At 45.7% G+C, this 18,312-nt stretch carries 16 protein-coding genes; 2 read left to right on the forward strand and 14 right to left on the reverse strand.

The genetic code is table 11. The annotated features are described in order from the left end of the window. Nucleotides 1-21 precede the first annotated feature (21 nt). The 3 genes from AC04Q6_RS06340 to AC04Q6_RS06350 all read right to left on the reverse strand — a co-directional run bounded on the left by AC04Q6_RS06340 (nucleotide 22) and on the right by AC04Q6_RS06350 (nucleotide 3,886). Nucleotides 22-1,062 (reverse strand): D-alanine--D-alanine ligase family protein, encoded by a 1,041-nt coding sequence (locus AC04Q6_RS06340; protein ID WP_118061897.1) that lies wholly within the window; start codon nucleotides 1,060-1,062, stop codon nucleotides 22-24. A 67-nt stretch (nucleotides 1,063-1,129) separates the two neighbouring features. Further along, nucleotides 1,130-2,530, reverse strand: a complete 1,401-nt coding sequence (locus AC04Q6_RS06345) for a L,D-transpeptidase family protein (RefSeq protein WP_118061769.1) — start codon at nucleotides 2,528-2,530, stop codon at nucleotides 1,130-1,132. A gap of 72 nt (nucleotides 2,531-2,602) precedes the next feature. Next, complete coding sequence (locus tag AC04Q6_RS06350) at nucleotides 2,603-3,886, reverse strand: aspartate aminotransferase type Ic (RefSeq protein ID WP_476389589.1); 1,284 nt, start codon at nucleotides 3,884-3,886, stop codon at nucleotides 2,603-2,605. 393 nt (nucleotides 3,887-4,279) lie between these two features. Between AC04Q6_RS06350 and AC04Q6_RS06355 the strand changes: the two genes are divergently transcribed. After that, a complete protein-coding gene (locus AC04Q6_RS06355; protein ID WP_092069884.1) occupies nucleotides 4,280-5,143 on the forward strand; it encodes a class I SAM-dependent methyltransferase in 864 nt (287 codons plus the stop codon). A 509-nt stretch (nucleotides 5,144-5,652) separates the two neighbouring features. Next, nucleotides 5,653-5,841, forward strand: coding sequence for a hypothetical protein (locus AC04Q6_RS06360; RefSeq protein WP_015526276.1), 189 nt, complete (start codon nucleotides 5,653-5,655; stop codon nucleotides 5,839-5,841). Nucleotides 5,842-6,216: 375 nt separating this feature from the next. Here the strand turns inward: AC04Q6_RS06360 and AC04Q6_RS06365 are convergent, their stop codons facing one another. The 11 genes from AC04Q6_RS06365 to AC04Q6_RS06415 all read right to left on the reverse strand — a co-directional run bounded on the left by AC04Q6_RS06365 (nucleotide 6,217) and on the right by AC04Q6_RS06415 (nucleotide 18,185). Continuing rightward, nucleotides 6,217-7,665 (reverse strand): uracil-xanthine permease family protein, encoded by a 1,449-nt coding sequence (locus AC04Q6_RS06365; protein ID WP_178808556.1) that lies wholly within the window; start codon nucleotides 7,663-7,665, stop codon nucleotides 6,217-6,219. 206 nt (nucleotides 7,666-7,871) lie between these two features. After that, the gene (locus tag AC04Q6_RS06370) at nucleotides 7,872-9,248 is read right to left on the reverse strand and encodes a radical SAM/SPASM domain-containing protein (RefSeq protein WP_173771901.1); all 1,377 of its coding nucleotides are present in this window, start codon (nucleotides 9,246-9,248) and stop codon (nucleotides 7,872-7,874) included. Nucleotides 9,249-9,304: 56 nt separating this feature from the next. Next, a complete protein-coding gene (locus AC04Q6_RS06375) occupies nucleotides 9,305-9,859 on the reverse strand; it encodes an HdeD family acid-resistance protein (protein WP_118070886.1) in 555 nt (184 codons plus the stop codon). 209 nt (nucleotides 9,860-10,068) lie between these two features. Beyond that, a complete protein-coding gene (locus tag AC04Q6_RS06380; protein WP_092069733.1) occupies nucleotides 10,069-10,620 on the reverse strand; it encodes a TetR/AcrR family transcriptional regulator C-terminal domain-containing protein in 552 nt (183 codons plus the stop codon). A 155-nt stretch (nucleotides 10,621-10,775) separates the two neighbouring features. Then, nucleotides 10,776-12,104 (reverse strand): hemolysin family protein, encoded by a 1,329-nt coding sequence (locus AC04Q6_RS06385; RefSeq protein ID WP_242997034.1) that lies wholly within the window; start codon nucleotides 12,102-12,104, stop codon nucleotides 10,776-10,778. Nucleotides 12,105-12,289: 185 nt separating this feature from the next. Continuing rightward, entirely contained in the window at nucleotides 12,290-13,975 is a 1,686-nt protein-coding gene (locus AC04Q6_RS06390) for a sensor histidine kinase (RefSeq protein ID WP_330636770.1), read from the reverse strand. Between the two features lie 5 nt (nucleotides 13,976-13,980). Further along, nucleotides 13,981-14,664: a phosphate signaling complex protein PhoU gene (gene phoU / locus AC04Q6_RS06395; protein WP_021977009.1), complete on the reverse strand. Its 684-nt coding sequence runs from the start codon at nucleotides 14,662-14,664 to the stop codon at nucleotides 13,981-13,983. Nucleotides 14,665-14,668: 4 nt separating this feature from the next. Further along, a complete protein-coding gene (gene pstB / locus AC04Q6_RS06400) occupies nucleotides 14,669-15,427 on the reverse strand; it encodes a phosphate ABC transporter ATP-binding protein PstB (protein WP_015526284.1) in 759 nt (252 codons plus the stop codon). A gap of 9 nt (nucleotides 15,428-15,436) precedes the next feature. After that, nucleotides 15,437-16,351, reverse strand: a complete 915-nt coding sequence (pstA, locus tag AC04Q6_RS06405) for a phosphate ABC transporter permease PstA (RefSeq protein ID WP_330636772.1) — start codon at nucleotides 16,349-16,351, stop codon at nucleotides 15,437-15,439. Continuing rightward, a complete protein-coding gene (pstC, locus tag AC04Q6_RS06410; RefSeq protein WP_118061759.1) occupies nucleotides 16,341-17,198 on the reverse strand; it encodes a phosphate ABC transporter permease subunit PstC in 858 nt (285 codons plus the stop codon). The genes pstA and pstC overlap by 11 nt, the downstream gene beginning before the upstream one ends. A 123-nt stretch (nucleotides 17,199-17,321) precedes the next feature. Further along, on the reverse strand, nucleotides 17,322-18,185 hold the full coding sequence (locus AC04Q6_RS06415) for a substrate-binding domain-containing protein (protein ID WP_021652475.1): 864 nt from the start codon (nucleotides 18,183-18,185) through the stop codon (nucleotides 17,322-17,324). Nucleotides 18,186-18,312 lie beyond the last annotated feature (127 nt).

The raw sequence follows: 18,312 nt of genomic DNA on the forward strand, positions 1-18,312 counted from the left end.
GAGGAGTTATGGTCAGATATTTTATTTGCTGTATTTTTTAAGAGAAATGCGGATCAGCTCTTCACAGAGATCCGGGTAATCAATTCCCAGAACTTTTGCTTCCTGCGGGATCAGGCTGGTCGGTGTCATTCCCGGAAGTGTGTTTGCTTCCAGGCAGTACATGTCGCCGTTTTCCTTCATCATGAAGTCAAAACGTGCGTAGCCTTCGATGCAGAGAGCTTTTGCACCGGCCTCCGCATAGTGCTGCATCTTCTCTGTCAGTTCCGGAGAAATCTCAGCCGGACAGGTCTCTACTGTGGAACCTGCCTGATATTTGTTCTTATAATCGTAGAAGCCCTGCTTCGGTGCGATCTCGATAATTGGATAAGCTTTGCCATCTACAACTGCAACAGAAAACTCCCGGCCTTTGATGTATTCCTCAACAACGACTTCATCCTCATAAGAATAGGCACCGTCAATGGCATCCTCATATTCTTTCTGGTTGTTTACAATATAAACACCTACACTGGAACCACCGCAGCATGTTTTTACAACAACAGGAAATTCCATGCCAAGATCCTGGATATTTCTTGTACAGTTTTCTTTCAGCATGGAAACACCCTTGGGTGTCGGTACCTGGTCCATAAGAAAGATCTTCTTGGTGAGGCCTTTATCCATGGCAAGGGCACTGCTTAAGTATCCGGTTCCTGTGTAGCGGATTCCCAGAAGATCGAAAGTTGCCTGAACCTTTCCGTCTTCTCCGTTAGAGCCATGAAGACCCATGAATACAATGTCAGCAGCCTGACACAGTTCCAGGACATTCGGTCCGAAAAAGCTTCTTCTTGTTCGTTTGATCTCTTCGATATCATCGTCAAAGCTTCTCATATATTCCGCTGCGGAATCTACTTCATAATCTTTATCTCCGAAAGGTTCATCCCAGTCTACCGGCTCCAGGCCACAGAAAATATCTACGAGAATGGCATTGTGTCCTTTCTGACGAAGTGCCTTGCATACACCGGTTCCGGTTACGATGGAGATTTCTCTCTCTGTACTGGTTCCACCTGCCAATACAACGATATTCATACTTTCATCTCCCTTGATAATTTTATGTTTTCTTTCTTCGTATCCTTTTAATATTTCTTTTAGTCTCTTATTCATAAACTACGATCGGTACTCCTACGCTAATATTATTGTAAATGATTGCAGCCTGATCCTTCGGGGTATTTACGCACCCATGAGAACCATTGGTTATATAGATCTGTCCGCCATACTGTGAACGCCAGCTTGCATCATGGATTCCAACTCCCCCGGAAAACGGCATCCAGTATGTAACCGGCGACGCATATCCAGGTCCTTTGAGGACCGCCGGTGAACGCATGGCATCCAGCGCAAAGCATCCGGTTGGTGTGGCATGTCCCTTTCGCACACAGCCGGTAACTACCGGTGTGTCTACCAGAAGCTGTCCATCTTTATAAAATACCATTCTCTGGTTGGTCAGGTCAATTTCTACATAGGTATTTCCAATATCATTGGTATCTCTGCAAAGGCCACTGTAAGCATAAGCAGGCTGTCTTACTTCTGTAGTTCCCGCAAGGATTGCATTATAAAGCCATTCCGTCTCTGTTGTCTGGTCGATAGCCCAACCATAATCACCGCCCTGGATGGTCTTCTGACGGCCATCGTAAGTAGTAAATGTCCTGGTGCATCCAAACGTATCATATTTATAACCCAGGCTGTTTACATATGCCGCAACCTGATTTTTATCTACAGAATAATCTCCGTTTGCGTCTTTAACAAGCCAGTCCTTAATAGTATTCCGGTCAAGCTGCTCGGAACGGTCTGAAAAATCATATGTGATCACACAGCTGGTAAGCTTGTTCATCTGGTCACATTCTTTTTTCAGGGTTTTGTCGTCTTTATATACGGATGGTTTTTTATAGCAGTTGTTTTTTTCCAGGCTGACTGTTACATCTCCGGCAGAAACTGCTTTTCGGATCACTTTCTGCACTTTCTTGGTGTCCAGTGTGGTTCCTTCTTTTTCCGGCTGGATCTCATAAGACTCGCCAGTGTCTTTAATGCATGCATCTACAGGTTTCTCCATCTTGTCTTTCTGCATACATTTCAGTTTTTTTACGGTTTCTGTCAGCTTGTTCTGATCTTCATAAGTGGTATCTGTTGCCAGTGTATATTTTTTCTTCTGATTAAATGCAAGGAACCATTTATAACGGTCCTGCTTTTTGATCAGTTTCCTGGCTCCGCCATCCGGTTTGTAGACCAAACCTGCTTCTTTTGCGGTAATGCTCTCTTTTCCGTTGTTTCTTGTTTCCACAGTAAGGACATATGCCTGCACTTCTTTTGCAAGAAGTTTCTCAGTTTCGTCTGCAGTTTTATAGGAGCAGTTAAAACCGTTTACCTGTGATCCCGGTAAGAAATGATCTGTAAAATAATGCACACCGTATCCATAAGCTGCTGCTGTAAAGATCAGCAGGATTATGATCAGTGCAATGATCACCTTTTTGCCGGTTTTCATTTTTTCTTTTTCCTCACCCATGATCTCTCTCCGATAGTTATGACTGCCCGGTATTACGTACGCTGAAATACCGGGCAGTCTGATGTGATCGATTTATTTCTCCAGAAGTTTTTCCACACTTACAAGCTTCACACAGAGAACAAATACCTCTGCTGCCTTGCCAAGTTCCTCAACGCTTGGATAGCTTGGTGCAATACGGATGTTGCTGTCTTTCGGATCCTTTCCATATGGATAGGTTGCTCCGGCGCCAGTCATGACAACACCTGCTTCTTTTGCTTTGGCAACAATGGCTTTCGCACAGCCTTCCATTGCATCAAAGGAAATGAAATATCCACCGTGAGGTTTCGTCCACTCACCGATTCCAAGTCCGTTAAGTTCTTTATCCAGTGTTGCAAGAACAAGCTCGAATTTCGGACGGAGAATATCTGCGTGTTTTCTCATATGCTCATGCAGTCCGTTGATATCTTTGAAGAAGCGAACGTGACGGAGCTGGTTCAGCTTGTCGTGTCCGATAGTCTGTACAGTCATATATTTGCGGAAGTCATCCAGGTTTGCTTTGGATGCAGCAACTGCTGCGATACCGGAACCAGGGAAGCTTACCTTGGAGGTAGAAGTAAATTTATAAACAATATCCGGATTGCCTGCTTTCGCACACTCATCAAGGATCTCAAGAAGGAAATCCTGATTGTCATCATAGAGATGATGAATGCTGTAAGCGTTATCCCAGTAAATACGGAAGTCCGGTGCTGCTGGTTTCAGATGTGCAAAACGCTTAACTGTTTCCTCTGAATAGGTATAACCCTGTGGATTGGAGTATTTCGGAACACACCAGATACCTTTTACTGCCGGATCTTCATTGACGTATTTCTCAACCATATCCATATCCGGGCCTTCCGGAGACATCGGAATGTTGATCATCTCAATGCCGAAAAATTCTGTGATACGGAAATGACGGTCATATCCAGGTACAGGACAGAGGAATTTCACCTTGTCAAGCTTGCACCACGGTGTATTTCCCATAACTCCGTGAGAATAGGAACGTGCAATGGTATCGAACATTACGTTCAGGCTGGAGTTACCATAAATGATGATGTTCTCAGGCTCTACCTCAGACATCTCGCCGAGAAGTCTCTTGGCTTCCGGGATTCCGTCGATGACACCATAGTTACGGCAGTCCACACCGGTCTCACATTTCAGATCTGCATCGCCCGCAAGTACTTCCATCATTTTCATGGAAAGATCAAGCTGATCCGGTGCCGGTTTACCACGGGACATATCCAGTGCCAGACCTTCGGCTTTGATCTCGTCGAACTCACGGTCAAGTTCTTTCTTTAAATCGAGTAGCTCTTCCCTGCTCATCTCACAATATTTTTTCATAAGTTTGCTTCTCCTCTTTTTGTGCACAGTTTCATATCTGCGGTTGCTGTGTTTCTTCTGTTAACGATTTCTGTCTGTCAGGAATTCTCTGCAAAATCTCTTCCGCAAAAAACAGCCACAGTTTCACGGAAGCGGAAAGCCTCTGCCCCGGCAGAAAATCTCTGCGTACATTTTAGTATGTAAAAGCGCTGTTGTCAAATCTTTCGTGGAAAATCCTGCACTTCTCTTGCACAGCATCCATTTTTCCTCTATACTGGAAAAAACATTATTATGGCGTTTTTATGGATTCATGTCCCGGTCAGCCGGATCTGGTATAGTAATCTCCGGAAATGCTATATAAAAATGATATATATATCTTATAAATTTACTATTATGAAAGAGGTATTGATCATCATGTGGATTGCAGATGGATGGAAAGAATATGAAGTTATTGATACATCAAAAGGAGAAAAGCTGGAGCGCTGGGGGGATTATCTTCTGGTTCGTCCGGACCCGCAGGTAATCTGGGATACTCCCCGCAAAAACCGTGGCTGGAAGCATATGAACGGACATTATCACAGAAGCAGCCGTGGCGGCGGTGAGTGGGAGTTCTTTGATCTGCCTCATCAGTGGGAGCTTCATTACAAGGACCTTACTTTTAATCTGAAGCCTTTCAGCTTCAAGCATACAGGACTTTTCCCGGAGCAGGCTGTGAACTGGGACTGGTTCGGTGAAAAGATCCGCAATGCAGGACGCCCGATCAAGGTGCTGAATCTTTTTGCCTATACCGGCGGCGCTACTCTGGCTGCAGCTGCAGCCGGCGCTTCCGTTACTCACGTGGACGCTTCCAAGGGTATGGTGAACTGGGCAAAAGAGAATGCTGCTGCTTCCGGACTTTCCGGTGCGCCGATCCGCTGGCTTGTGGATGACTGCGTGAAGTTCGTAGAGCGTGAGATCCGCAGAGGAAATCATTATGATGCGATCATTATGGACCCGCCTTCTTACGGCCGCGGACCTAAGGGCGAGATCTGGAAGATCGAGGATGCGATCCATCCGCTGATCAAGCTTTGTACGAAGATTCTCAGTGATGATCCGCTGTTTTTCCTGGTAAATTCCTATACTACAGGTCTTGCACCGGCTGTTCTGACTTATATGCTTGCTACGGAGCTGAAGCCCTGGAAGGGTAATGTAGAGTCACAGGAGATCGGACTTCCTGTAACAGAAAGTGGTCTGGTTCTTCCTTGCGGAGCTTCCGGACGGTGGAGCTCCTCCCGGTAGGATAAGGATGTTGTGGCATCCTTATTAGCTGGCACTTTTTTTCTGCTGTTGTGAACTGCTGTGAGTTGGGTTTTTTCCTTTCTAGGGGACACTTTGGCGTGGGCAGGGTTGCGAGAAGGGGATGCACTCGGAGTTAGCGAAAGCCGTCTCCCCTTCTCGCGCTCTTCCCCTCCTGGCCACGCCGCTGTTCTGCGTTGTGGAATGTGATTCTGTATTGGCGGGATGATGGATTCTACTGTGTTGGATGTGAAGTGTTGTGCCGATTTTTATCCTTACTATTCAATGGTAATATTCCGCGAGGTGTTTTTTGTGAGCGAAGGTCACAGAAAGCCCGAGACATACCGCGCGAATTTATACGATCAGTATAAATTCTGTGCATCACAAAGCGTATTACTGAAAACGGAGTGAACAGTAACTTTTTATCAGGTATCTTTTTGTATTTTCTGATTATTTGTATTGAAACGCTTTTTTGATAGGTCTATAATATAGAAAAAAGGAGCGTGATCTTTATGAGTACGGAAACTACGAAGGATACTCTTCCTTTTACCTGCACGCCGGCTTATGACCGGGATGCCTGTAAGGGATGTGTCTGTTCTACCTGCTATGAACAGGAATTTTGTGACCGGTGCAGCTCCTGTGTAGAGCAGGGACATCGGAAGGAACGATGCAATGCTTATGAGGGAGCCTACAATTACTAACCAAAAAAGGATCTGAAAAAGGCAGAACTATTTGTAAAATCTCGCCTTTTACAGATCCTTTTTATTATTATCCACCACCCAACAGAGCGGCACAGCCTCCCCTCCTCAACACCCCCGAATCCCGCACCCTGTCAGAACATTCACGCCCACCACAACGCAGAACAGCGGCGTGGCCAGGAGGGGAAGAGCGCGAGAAGGGGAGACGGCCTTCGCAACTCCGAGTGCATCCCCTTCTCGCAAATTACCGCCTTCCAAAAGGCCGAACCTTTATCCTAAAAATAAAAAAAATAAAAACATATAAAAAAAGAGACCGTCAGACCAATAAAGTCCAACAGTCTCAAAAAAGAAAAAAACTCTTTTTATTCTTACACTTTTTTATTTATTCTTAACTTTCTCCAACATCTCCTCAGCTCTCTCAATCTCACTCTTCTCATCCTTCGGAAGAACAATATTAAGAATAATCGCAAACACCGCTGCCGGTACAATACCGGAACCACCGAAGATCAGACTGATAGCCTGTGGCAGATGCACAAGGATCGCTGTATTGGAACCAAGTCCATAGCCAAGACCCAGTGCAACAGAAACGATGGTAACGTTTCTTGGTCCTACCGGCCACTTGGTGATCAGCTGGATACCACTGACAACGATCGATGAGAACATCATAACAGCAGCGCCGCCCAGAACACTCTGCGGCATGATAGAGATCAGCGCAGCCAGTTTCGGGAACAGTCCACATGCGATCAGGAAGATTCCACCAGTAGCGATACAGAAACGGTTTACAACCTTATTCATGGCAACCAGACCAACGTTCTGGCTGAAGGAAGTATTCGGCAGTACACCGAACAGTGCTGCAAAGGAAGAACCAAGACCGTCACACATAACACCACCGGAAAGCTCTTTATCAGTAGCTTCTCTTCCAAGACCACCCTCTGTGATTCCGGAAATATCACCAACAGTCTCCACTGCAGTTACAATAAACATGATCAGGATCGGCACGATGGCACGTGCGTCAAATACCCATTTTACAGGCATAAGTGCAGGTACTGCAAACCATTTTGCCTGTGCAACCTTATCCCAGTTCAGAACCCAGGCTTTTGTAGCTTCTACAGTGGCACCTGTATCATCTACATATGTAAATGTTGTTGGAAGTACCAGTGCCATGATACTTACCAGAATATATCCCACGATAATACCGATGAGGATCGAAGAAAAGCTTGTGAAACCTTTTGTTCCGTGCTTCAGTGCAATGATCACGATCAGAACCACAAAACCTACGAAAAGGTTTTCCAGAGAACCGTAATCCTTTGCGGAGCTTCCGCCTCCAAAGGAGCTGATTCCCACACCGATCAGTGAAAGACCAATTGAAAGTACAACGGTACCGGTTACAACAGACGGGAAAAATTTTCTCAAAGGTTTCAGAAAGCTTCCCAGAACCGTCTCAAAAAGACCGCCGATAAAACATGCTGCCATGATCGCGCCGTAGGCTACGACACCATTTCCCATAACTCCGGCAACACTCTGACATACGCCGATGAAGCCTGAACTTGTTCCCATAACGATAGGAAGCTTGCCACCGACCGGTCCGATCGTAAAGACCTGTACAAGTGTAACAATTCCTGCGATCAGCATTGCATTCTGAAGTAATGCAACCTGAAGATCCCCTCCTGCTTCAATTCCGCAGGCTGCCGTGATGATAAGAAGCGGGGTAAGGTTACCCACAAACATGGCAAGCACGTGCTGCAGTCCAAGGGGAATTGCCACCTTAAGAGGTGGGCGTCCGTCCAGCTCATAAGGGCTGGCTGTGTTTTTCTCCTGTTTTTCCATAATGAATCCATCCTTTCTTTCCCTATGTCCTGACGATAACATAAAAAAGAAGGCAGTTATACCCACTGCTGAATATAACCGCCCTGTTATCTGTCAGTACACGTATCGTGTCTCTTCTGTTTCGACACTCTTATCTGAACTGTTATTTCAGACTCCTGAAAAACGGGTTCATTATACAGTATCCCACCATCTATATCAAGTATTAATTAACAAGTTGTTGATTTTTTTGCAGCTTTTTTCGCCTGGCTCTCATCCCAGAGCTCATCTGCCTGTTTTTTCCATACTTCTGCATAGTGGTCACATTTTGCACAGAGATGCTCCGCTGTCTCAGGAGACTGAAGGTCTGTAGATTTCGCTCCTGCACGCTCAACCATCTTGCGGAGAAGCTCCGGATTCTCAAGCATCGGACATGGACGAAGCATGTTCTTGTTGAATGGCTGTCCTTTATGATACTCCATAAAGATCGGGCTCTTCAGCGCCTCAAGAAGTGTACATTCTTTAATGTTCGCATTGGAGAAATGAATGAATACACAAGGATCCACATCTCCGTTTGCATTGATATGAAGGTAACGGCGGCCACCTGCGATACATCCGCCTACATACTCTGCATCATTCTGGAAGTCCATAGTGAAGAGAGATTTTGTGGCACGGAATCTGCGGACGCTGTCGTACATTTTGATTCTCTGCTCCGGTGTGGGAAGAAGATCTGCTGCCGCATCATTTCCAACCGGCATATAGTGGAAGAACCATGCAAAATAAGCTCCGCACTCGATCAGATGATCGAAGTACTCCTCGCTGCTTACTGCATCTACGTTTGCAGATGTGTAGCATGTGGAAACACCGAACGGAAGTCCGTGGCTCTTCAAAAGCTCCATGGCATGCATAACCTTCTGGTATACGCCATCTCCACGTCGTCCGTCTGTAGTTGCCTCTGTTCCCTCAAGGCTGATAGCCGGAACAAAGTTTTTCACACGGAGCATTTCCTGACAGAATTCTTCGTCAATAAGAGTTCCGTTTGTGAAGGAAAGGAACTCGCAGTCCGGATGCATCTCACAGATCTTAATAAGGTCTTTTTTGCGGACAAGAGGCTCACCGCCTGTGTAGATGTACATATAAGTTCCCAGCTCTTTACCCTGTTTAACAATAGAATCGATGGTCTCAAGATCCAGGTTCAGTTTGTGGCCATACTCTGCTGCCCAGCATCCTGTGCAGTGAAGGTTACATGCGCTGGTTGGGTCAAGAAGGATTGCCCACGGTACATTGCAGTCATTCTCTTCGGATACTTTTTCCTGTGTTGCGCTTCCCTTAAGGCTGGCATTTACAATAAAGTTACGGAAGAATGTCTGGCGTACTCCCGCATCCAGCTGATACATACGAAGGATCAGCTGATACCAGTTGTCCTTTGCCTCGATGGAGTGACGGATCGCATTTCTCTGTCCTGCATACCAGCCATCCGGTGTTACTTTATCAACCATTTCCATAATCTTCGGTATATTTGTCTCCGGATCCTTCTCAAGATAATCCAGTGCTTTTGTTACGGTAGCTGCGATCGCTGCCTGTTTTGCTTTGTCTACGATTCCCATACTCTATTTCCTCCTATGTTATTATCTAAAGTGATTGGTTATTTTTATATTTATGTTTAAAGCCGACTCTTGATGATCTTGATCGTCAGGATCCCGACCCATAGATTGAGGATCCCTTCCAGTAAAATGGAAAATCCTACCAACACCATCATCATAGCTGCTGCTTCAAATGGTCTGATAAAAACCAGAACTCCGATCACTCCGGTGACCAGTGCGATCAGCAGGATCTGCCACCACAACGCCAGACCGAATCTCTTCGCATCTACAGACATCTGGATCTTAAACAGGGCATCTGCCAGGATCAGGATTCCGAACACGGAAAAAATAAGATCCACTGCGAAATTTTTTCTGGCTATCAGGATCACTCCCACTGCCATCAGCAGGATCCCGAAAGCCAGATCAAACTGAAATGCCAGACAGAAAACATCTCTCGTGAAATATCCGCTGATCTTAATAGCTCCGTACAGGATCAGCATGATTCCCATAAGCACGCACAGCATTTTTACAGAGCTTTTGGGCCTTGCCATCAGAAAAATACCCAGCACACAGAACAGTAATGACATGACGATGTAGATGTTTTTTACAAGCTTCAGCTGTTTCAGGTCATCCATACGTTCCCTCCTTGATAATTTTTTCTCATTTATTGTACTGAATTATACATCCCTGTGTCGTTTAAAAAAACAGACAAAAAAGAGCCAGTGCCTAAATTTCAGACACCAGCTCAAAATTAACCGTTTCTATACCTTAATAAAATTCGAGGACATTCCTGTTCTACACTAAATGGATATTTTTAATCTTCATTTAGTTGAAATCATAGCTTTTATTTCAGATTTTTGTACTGACTCTCAAGGCTCTTCTCGTAAATATACTCCAGCTTATGCATATCTGACAGGATATCATAATCCATATCATGCCGTAGCCAGTCCAGGATCACTCCCACAAATACACATTTATAATACCGGCTTATAAGATGCCTATCTTCCTGATCCATTTCAAAGTCTCCGACCGCCCTGTTGATCAGCTCCTCCACCACACGCTCTGCGGCATGATCCAGATAATCGGCAAATACATCCCTCTGGATCGAGCGGTACAGATGTATCATGGCTTTTTTGTTCTTCTGAACTGCGTTGACAAGGATTTCCATACAGTCGCTGACTGATTCCGGTACTTTCTGATCCTTCAGAATGTCATTCAGCTCTTCCTTTACCATTGCTTCCACTGCATCCGGAATATCTCTGAAATGGTAGTAAAATGTATTCCTGTTTACTCCACAGCGTTCCACGATGTCCTTTACCGTGATCTTGGACAATGGTTTTTCGTTCATAAGTTCCGTCAGTGTATGCAGTATGATCTGTCTTGTAAAACCTGGCATTTTCTCTCCCCCATCACAAGCTTTCCTCGGGTTATTTCCTTATTATGTCATAAAAATAACATACTTTCAAGCAACAACATGTTCGAAAATGTCCATAAATCCCCGGAGATCTTTCTCCCGATAACTGTCTCATGACCTGGCTGAACAAGGTTTTGTCAGATCTCTTCTTTCTGTTCCTGCACTTTTTTCTCTGGCTGAACATGAACGATTCCCTCCACAACGGTATGGTTTCTGACCTGATTTACCACAATATCCAGGTTTTTCCAGCTGCATCGGAACTGTTCTCCGTCCTCCGGTACACGTTCCAGAACTCCGCAGACAAAGCCGCTGAAAGTATCATATTTTTCTACAGGAAGCTCCACATTTATGACCTCTGCCACATCATCCAGGATCGCTCCTCCCTGTATTTTCCAGATATGTTCTCCTGTCTTCTCAATATCATCCGGCTTCGGCAGATCTGTCCTGTCGTCAATATCTCCTACCAGCGTCTCCACAAGATCATGCAGAGTGACAATTCCCACAAAGCAGCCGTATTCATCCAGCACTACTGCAAAATAATCCCGTTTTTCCCTCATTTCCCGGAAGATCAGGTTGGCACGCATGGATTCCGGTACAAAAAACGGTGAATAACAGGCATGCTGCAGAACAGCTTCTCTGGATCTGTCATCCAGGCGGAAATAATCTCTGGTGTCCAGAATATGGATAATATCATCTTGGTCTTCCCCGCATACCGGATAAAAGGTGTGACGGTTCTCTCTGATAATCCGTTCCCATTCCTCATCTGAATCCTCCATATAGAGGACAACCACATCTCTTCTGTGTGTACAGATCTCATCTGCCGCAGTATCATCCAGGTCAAAAACATTCTGGATCATCTCGCTTTCTTCCTGCTGGATGCTGCCCTGTTCATTTCCCTCTGTAAGCAGCATACGGATCTCTTCCTCTGTGGCCTGCTCCTCTTTTTCTTCCGGTTTGATCCCCATCAGATACAGCACACCATTGGCAGTTACTGTCAGAAGTGCAGTAGCCGGCCAGACTGCGATCATCGCGATCTTAAGAAGTCCTGCCAGACGCAGAGACAGCTCATCCGGATTTTTCATTCCCAGACGTCTTGGCACCAGTTCTCCGAACAGAAGACTTACATAGGAAAGCAGTATGGTCACAATGATCATACATACGATTTTCAGAATGTTCTGTGGTACATCTGCTCCTGCCTTTATCAGTGCCGCAGTCATAGGCTGTGCAAAATATTCCGCTGCAAAAGCACTCTGCAGAAAGCCGGCCGTAGTTACCGTTACACGGATCGCTGTCATAAAATGTGCCGGCTGTTCTGTAAGCTTTATCAAAATCTGCGCCCGGTGATCTCCCTCTTCTGCCAGCTCCTTCATCTTCGCTTCATTCATGGACAGAATCGCCATTTCCGCACCTGCGAAAACAGAATTCAGAAAGATCAGGAACACCAATAAAACAATTGCCTGTATCATATTTTTATTCCCCTCAGTATAGTCGTCCGGAAGTATTCCGAACCGGTTATAATACAGAAAGCGGACTACTAATCCGCTTTCCCGTCTTGTATTTCGAATTATTACTACTTAAGATAGCATAAGCCATCCGGTCTGTCAAACTGGGAAGCCGGTTCTCCAGCCTGATACAAAAAGAAGCAGCATTTTTACTCTGCTGCCTCTTTATTTTCCATATGATGTTTCGGAAATTCCATAATGATCTCGGTTCCCTGTCCCGGCTCACTGTTCAGCCACAGCCTGCCGTTCAGAGTTTTTACCCCGTGCTTCACAATGGAAAGGCCAAGACCGGTTCCTCCGATTTCCTTGGAGTGACTTTTATCCACCCGGTAAAAACGCTCAAAGATGCGTTCCTGATCTTCTTTCGGAATACCGATTCCCGTATCCCGCACATTTACACGAACTACGTCTCCTTCATCCTTCAGCCGTACAAAAACTTCTCCACTCTGATGGTTATATTTGATAGCATTATCACAGACATTGTAGAGAACTTCTTCCATAATCGTCGGCACGGTTTCCAGCACGGTACTTCCACCTTCCATATACATATGCACTTCCTGCTTCCCGGCAGCTTCATGTAAGGTGGAAAAAATATCGTGAACCATACTGTAAAGATCCAGTTCTTCCCACTGATAGGGAAGGCCGCCTTCATCCAGACGGGAGATCCGGATCACATCTCCAACCAGACGGATCAGTCTCTGCGCCTCTTTATAGATACGCCCTGCAAAAACTTTCACATCTTCATCCTTCACAAATCCGTCCTGCATGATCTCTGCAAAGCCGGAAATAGAAGTCAGCGGTGTTTTCAGCTCGTGGGAAACATTGGCGGAAAATTCTCTGCGCAGCTGTTCCCGTTCTACTTTTTCAGTTACGTCCACCAGAAGAATTACCGCACCTTCTGTCTTGTTTTCTCTTGTGACAGGGTTGGCGATCACCTGGATATCACTGCCATCCAGACGAAGAATTTTGTCCTCATGATTTCCTTCAAGAACCTGCTCCACAACGCCCCGGAATTCTTCGGAACGGTTCAGCAGATACACACTTTCTCCTGTTCGGACTTCGTTTACCTTAAGAAGTTTTCCCACACTGGAGTTAACGGAAAGCACCATGGTGTAACGGTCGATCACAAGAAGACCTTCCTGCATGTTCTCCGTAATAATGGAAAACTCTTTCTGCTGCCTTCTGGCTGCCTCAAGCTGCAGACGGATCTGACGGTTCTGGCGGTAGATTTTGCTGATAAGAGGTTCCACCTCTTCATACACATTGATCTCCTCCGGATGTTCCAGATCCAGGTTGTTGAGAGGTTCCACCACCCTGCCGGAAAGTCTGGAGGCAAATACCGCAGAAAGAACAAGAATCAGAAACAATACGCCCAAAAGCGGCGATACCAGCTGCCACACAAGCGCAAAAGCTGATTTCTGGGTGCTGGAGACACGAAGAACATTGCCATTGTCCAGGCGCAGCGCATAGTACATGGTCTTTTCGGAAAGCGTGGAAGACATTCTCTCATCTTCTCCTTCTCCGTTAAGCTCTGCCTCACGGATCTCTTTTCTGTGACCGTGATTCTCCATATTTTCCACATCTGCTTCATTATCATAGAGGACTTTTCCACTTTCATCCACATAGGTAATCCTGGAATCTGTGTTACTCAGCTGATCCAGATAATCTGTCCCTGCTGCTTCTACTCCTCTGGAAATGAAAACAGCTTCTTTTTTCAGCTCATTCATCAGCTGACGCTGGAATGAATGAGAAAGGATTCCAATGACAAATGCCAGTCCCAGCACAGTAACCATGGTTGAGACCAGCATAATATACTTAAATATTTTTTTACTCAAAATGATCATTCTCCGGTAAGATAATTGTCGGTGTGACTGGCACTGTTTCTGTGGACTCCCGTGATGGAGTATTCTACCCACTCCGCAATGTTTACAGCATGATCACCGATACGTTCAAAATACTTCGCAGCCATAAGAATGTCAAGCCCCAATCTTGCATCCGGGTTTCCGCTGCTTAAGATCTCAACCAGTTTTTCCTTGATCTCATTAAACGCATTATCTACCTTGTCATCATCATCGATCACCTGTCTGCAGAGTTCCAGGTCACCTTTTACAAAGGCATCGATGCTTTCTGTAACCATCCGGACAGTATCCTCTGCCATCTTCCGGATATTAATGATATCTCCGGTAACTGCTTTGTCCTCGATATGCTTGGAAAGATCCGCAATATCTGCTGCCTGATCACCGATACGCTCCATGTCGGAGATCATCTTCAGTGCAGCGGAGATGGCTCGCAGGTCACCGGCTACCGGATGCTCATGAAGAAGAAGTTTCATACAGAGATTTTCGATCTCTCTTTCCTGAGAATCGATCTCTTTTTCTGTCTCAAAGATCTTGCCAATGAGAGTCATCCCGCCTTCACCCTGAATAGCTTTGGCAGAAAGTGAAATTGCTTTTTCGCAGAGACTTCCCATGGTGATCAGTTCCACGTGAAGCTCTTCCAGCTGTCTTACAAAACGTTCTGACATAATATCAACCAAACCTTCCTGTAATATAATCCTCTGTACGCTTATCCGCCGGCATGGAGAACAGCTTGTCTGTATCCGCAAATTCCACAACCTCACCAAGAAGGAAAAATGCTGTCTTGTCGGAGATACGGGTTGCCTGCTGCATGTTATGTGTGACCATGACAATGGTGTAATCCTTTTTAAGCTCTACTGCCAGATCCTCGATCTTGGAAGTGGAGATAGGGTCCAGGGCAGATGTGGGCTCATCCATAAGAAGCACCTCCGGCTGTACTGCCAGGGCACGGGCAATGCAGAGACGCTGCTGCTGTCCGCCTGACATTCCAAGAGCACTTTTTTTCAAACGGTCCTTGACCTCATCCCAGATGGCCGCATCACGGAGAGATTTTTCCACGATCTCGTCCAGCTTCGCCTTGGAACGGATACCGTGTGTTCTCGGGCCGTATGCAATATTATCATAGATGCTCATTGGGAACGGATTGGGCTTCTGGAATACCATACCCACACGTTTACGCAGAAGATTCACGTCCATATCTCCGTAAATATCTTCCCCGTCAAGCTCTACCTTTCCTGTGATGGTACAGCCTTCCACAAGGTCATTCATACGGTTTAAAGATTTCAGAAGTGTGGATTTACCGCAGCCGCTTGGTCCGATAAATGCTGTGATCTCCTTTTCCGGGATCTCCATATTGATTCCCTTCAGGGCATGAAAGCTTCCGTAATGAAGATTCATATTGTCAATTGAAATTTTTGTATTTTCACTCATGATCGATCATTATCCTTTCGCAATTTTTCTGGCTACCAGACCGGACAGTCCGTTGATAACAAGTACAAATGCCAGAATGACTACTGCTGTTGCAGATGCCTGGTTTACATGAAGTCCCTCACTGGAAAGCACATACATGTGAAGTGCCAGGGTACGTCCGGAACCCATCAGGCTGTTTGGAACTGCCGCAACAGTACCGGAGGTATAAAGAAGTGCTGCAGTCTCACCTACCACACGTCCGATGGCCAGGATCACACCTGCCAGGATTCCAGGAACTGCGGAGGGAAGTACAGTCGTAAAAATAGTACGGAGCTTGCCTGCTCCAAGTCCGAAGCTTGCCTCACGGTAAGAATCCGGAACAGATTTCAGTGCTTCCTCAGCGGTACGCATGATCAGGGGAAGTACCATGATCACCATGGTCAGGGCACCGGAAAGAAGAGACATGCCCCAGTGCAATGCAGTTACAAAGAACAGCATACCGAACAGACCATATACGATGGATGGAATACCGGAAAGTGTCTCTGCGGTAATACGGATCAGCTTTACAAAACGGCTGCCTTTTTTTGCATATTCCACAAGGAAGATCGCTGCAAAGATTCCTACCGGAGCGGCAATCGCCAGAGATACCAGTGTCATGATCAGGGTATTGATCAGTGACGGGAGAAGGGAAACGTTCTCTGAGGTATAGGTAAGGCTGAACAGACTTGCATTCAGATAGGGAATACCTTTTACAAGCACATAGCCGATCAGGAAGAACAGCAGTGCAAAAGTGATCACAGCTCCCAGCAATGTGAGGAATGCCAGGACTCCTGCGCCAGGATGTCTTGCATAAGACTTCAGCTGATCTCCTATGGTAAGTGTATTCCTTTTTTTCATGGTTGTTTCTACCGCAGGATCCGCGGCTACTGATACATTAGTTTGCATGTTCCGCCCTCCTGTTCAGCAGTGAAAGACTTAAGTTAATGATGAGGATAAATACAAAGAGCACAACTCCTGTTGCGATCAGTGCTTCTCTGTGAAGTCCTGATGCATATCCCATCTCTGTTACGATGTTTGCAGTCATGGTACGGACACCCTGAAGAAGTCCCTTCGGCATACGTGGCTGGTTTCCAGCTACCATGATCACGGCCATGGTCTCACCGATGGCACGTCCGATCCCAAGGACAACGCCTGCCAGGATTCCGGATTTTGCTGCCGGAAGCATAACAAAGAAAATGCTTCTTTCTTTTGTTGCGCCAAGCGCAAGTGAGCCTTCATAGTAGCTTTCCGGAACGCTTCGTACTGCCGATTCCGTAACTCCGATGATCGTCGGAAGGATCATGATTCCCAGAAGGATACATGCTGCCAGCATACTGCTTCCGGTTCCTCCGAACAGCTGGCGGATCAGCGGTACCAGGAGAACCAGACCAAAATAGCCATATACGATGGATGGAACGCCTGCCATAAGCTCAATACCGGATTTCAGTGGTTTATAGATTTTTTTCGGGCAATATCTTGCCATAAATACGGATGTAAAAAGTGCGATCGGAACTCCGATAAGGATTGCTCCTGCAGTTACATAAATACTTGCCACGATCATTGGCAGGATTCCGAATTTATCGTTTGTTGGTCTCCATTCTGTTCCGAAGAGGAATTTTAAGGGACCGATCTTTCCCATTGCAGGAAGGCCGTTTGCAAAAAGGAACACACAAATAAGAAATACTGCAAGAACCGATGCACAGGCCGCAATGAGAAAAACGACCTTCATGGCCTTTTCTCCTAAATGATTCATAAGACACCTTTCTCTCTGTTCCAGTGGATATCCACTGTGCTGATATATAACGGAGCGGCTTTCCTGACCTTGTCATGATCGCCGCTCTTTGTAAGATACTTCAATCGTTTTTTATCCGGGAATTTATTTGGTCACGTCTTCCCAGTCTGTGATATCACCTGTGAAGATGGATTTTACCTGGTCACTTGAAAGCTCCTCAAGGTCATTGTCGTTGTTTACGATGACTGCGATACCATCTTTTGCGATCTCTGTAGCTTTAACACCTTTCTCTGTTTCCTCGTCCTTCAGCTCACGGGATGCCATTCCGATATCACATACACCCTCTGTTGCGCTATTGATTCCTGTTGTGGAGTCGCTGACCTGAACCTCTACTGTGATGTTTTTGTTTGTTTTCTGATATGCCTCTGCAAGCTTCTCCATTACAGGTCCTACGGAAGAAGATCCCATAACTACGACTTTGCCTTTTGCATCTCCGGCTTTGTATGCCTCTGCTTTTTCATCTACTTTGATGTAGCCTTCTTTTTCGATGATGTCCTGTCCGTCAGAGCTCATGATGTAGTTGATGAAATCCTGTGCTGCATCGCTGAGCTTGTCGCCTGTTACGATGTTGAACGGACGTGCTACCTTGTATGTATCATCTGCAACGTTCTCTGCTGTTGCCTCTGCTCCGTCGATCTTTACTGCTTTTACTGTATCGTTGAGGGAACCCAGAGATACGTATCCGATAGAGTTCTCATCGCCTGCTACTGTGGTAAGCATTACATCTGTGTTGTTTGTGATGCTTGCTTCCTGTGTTGTCATATCTACTTTCTCGCCGTCTTTTTCTTCTTCGATCCCAAACAGCTCTACGAATGCTCCACGTGTTCCGGATCCGTCCTCACGGGAAATTACGTCGATCGCTCCGGATGGTGCTGCCATTACAACGGTTCCCATTACTGTAGTTCCTATAAGTGCTGCTGTTAAAATACCTGCGATTCTTTTTTTCATGATTTTTTTCTCCTCATTTCTATGATCATTTTTACTTGCTTACTGCTTAAATACAGGTGTTATTATAGAAATGGAAGGTAAAATATAAAATCGCGGTTTTGTAAAATGTTAGTAAAAAAATGTGATA

The sequence above is a fragment of the Blautia sp. HA9023 genome (assembly GCF_056504095.1).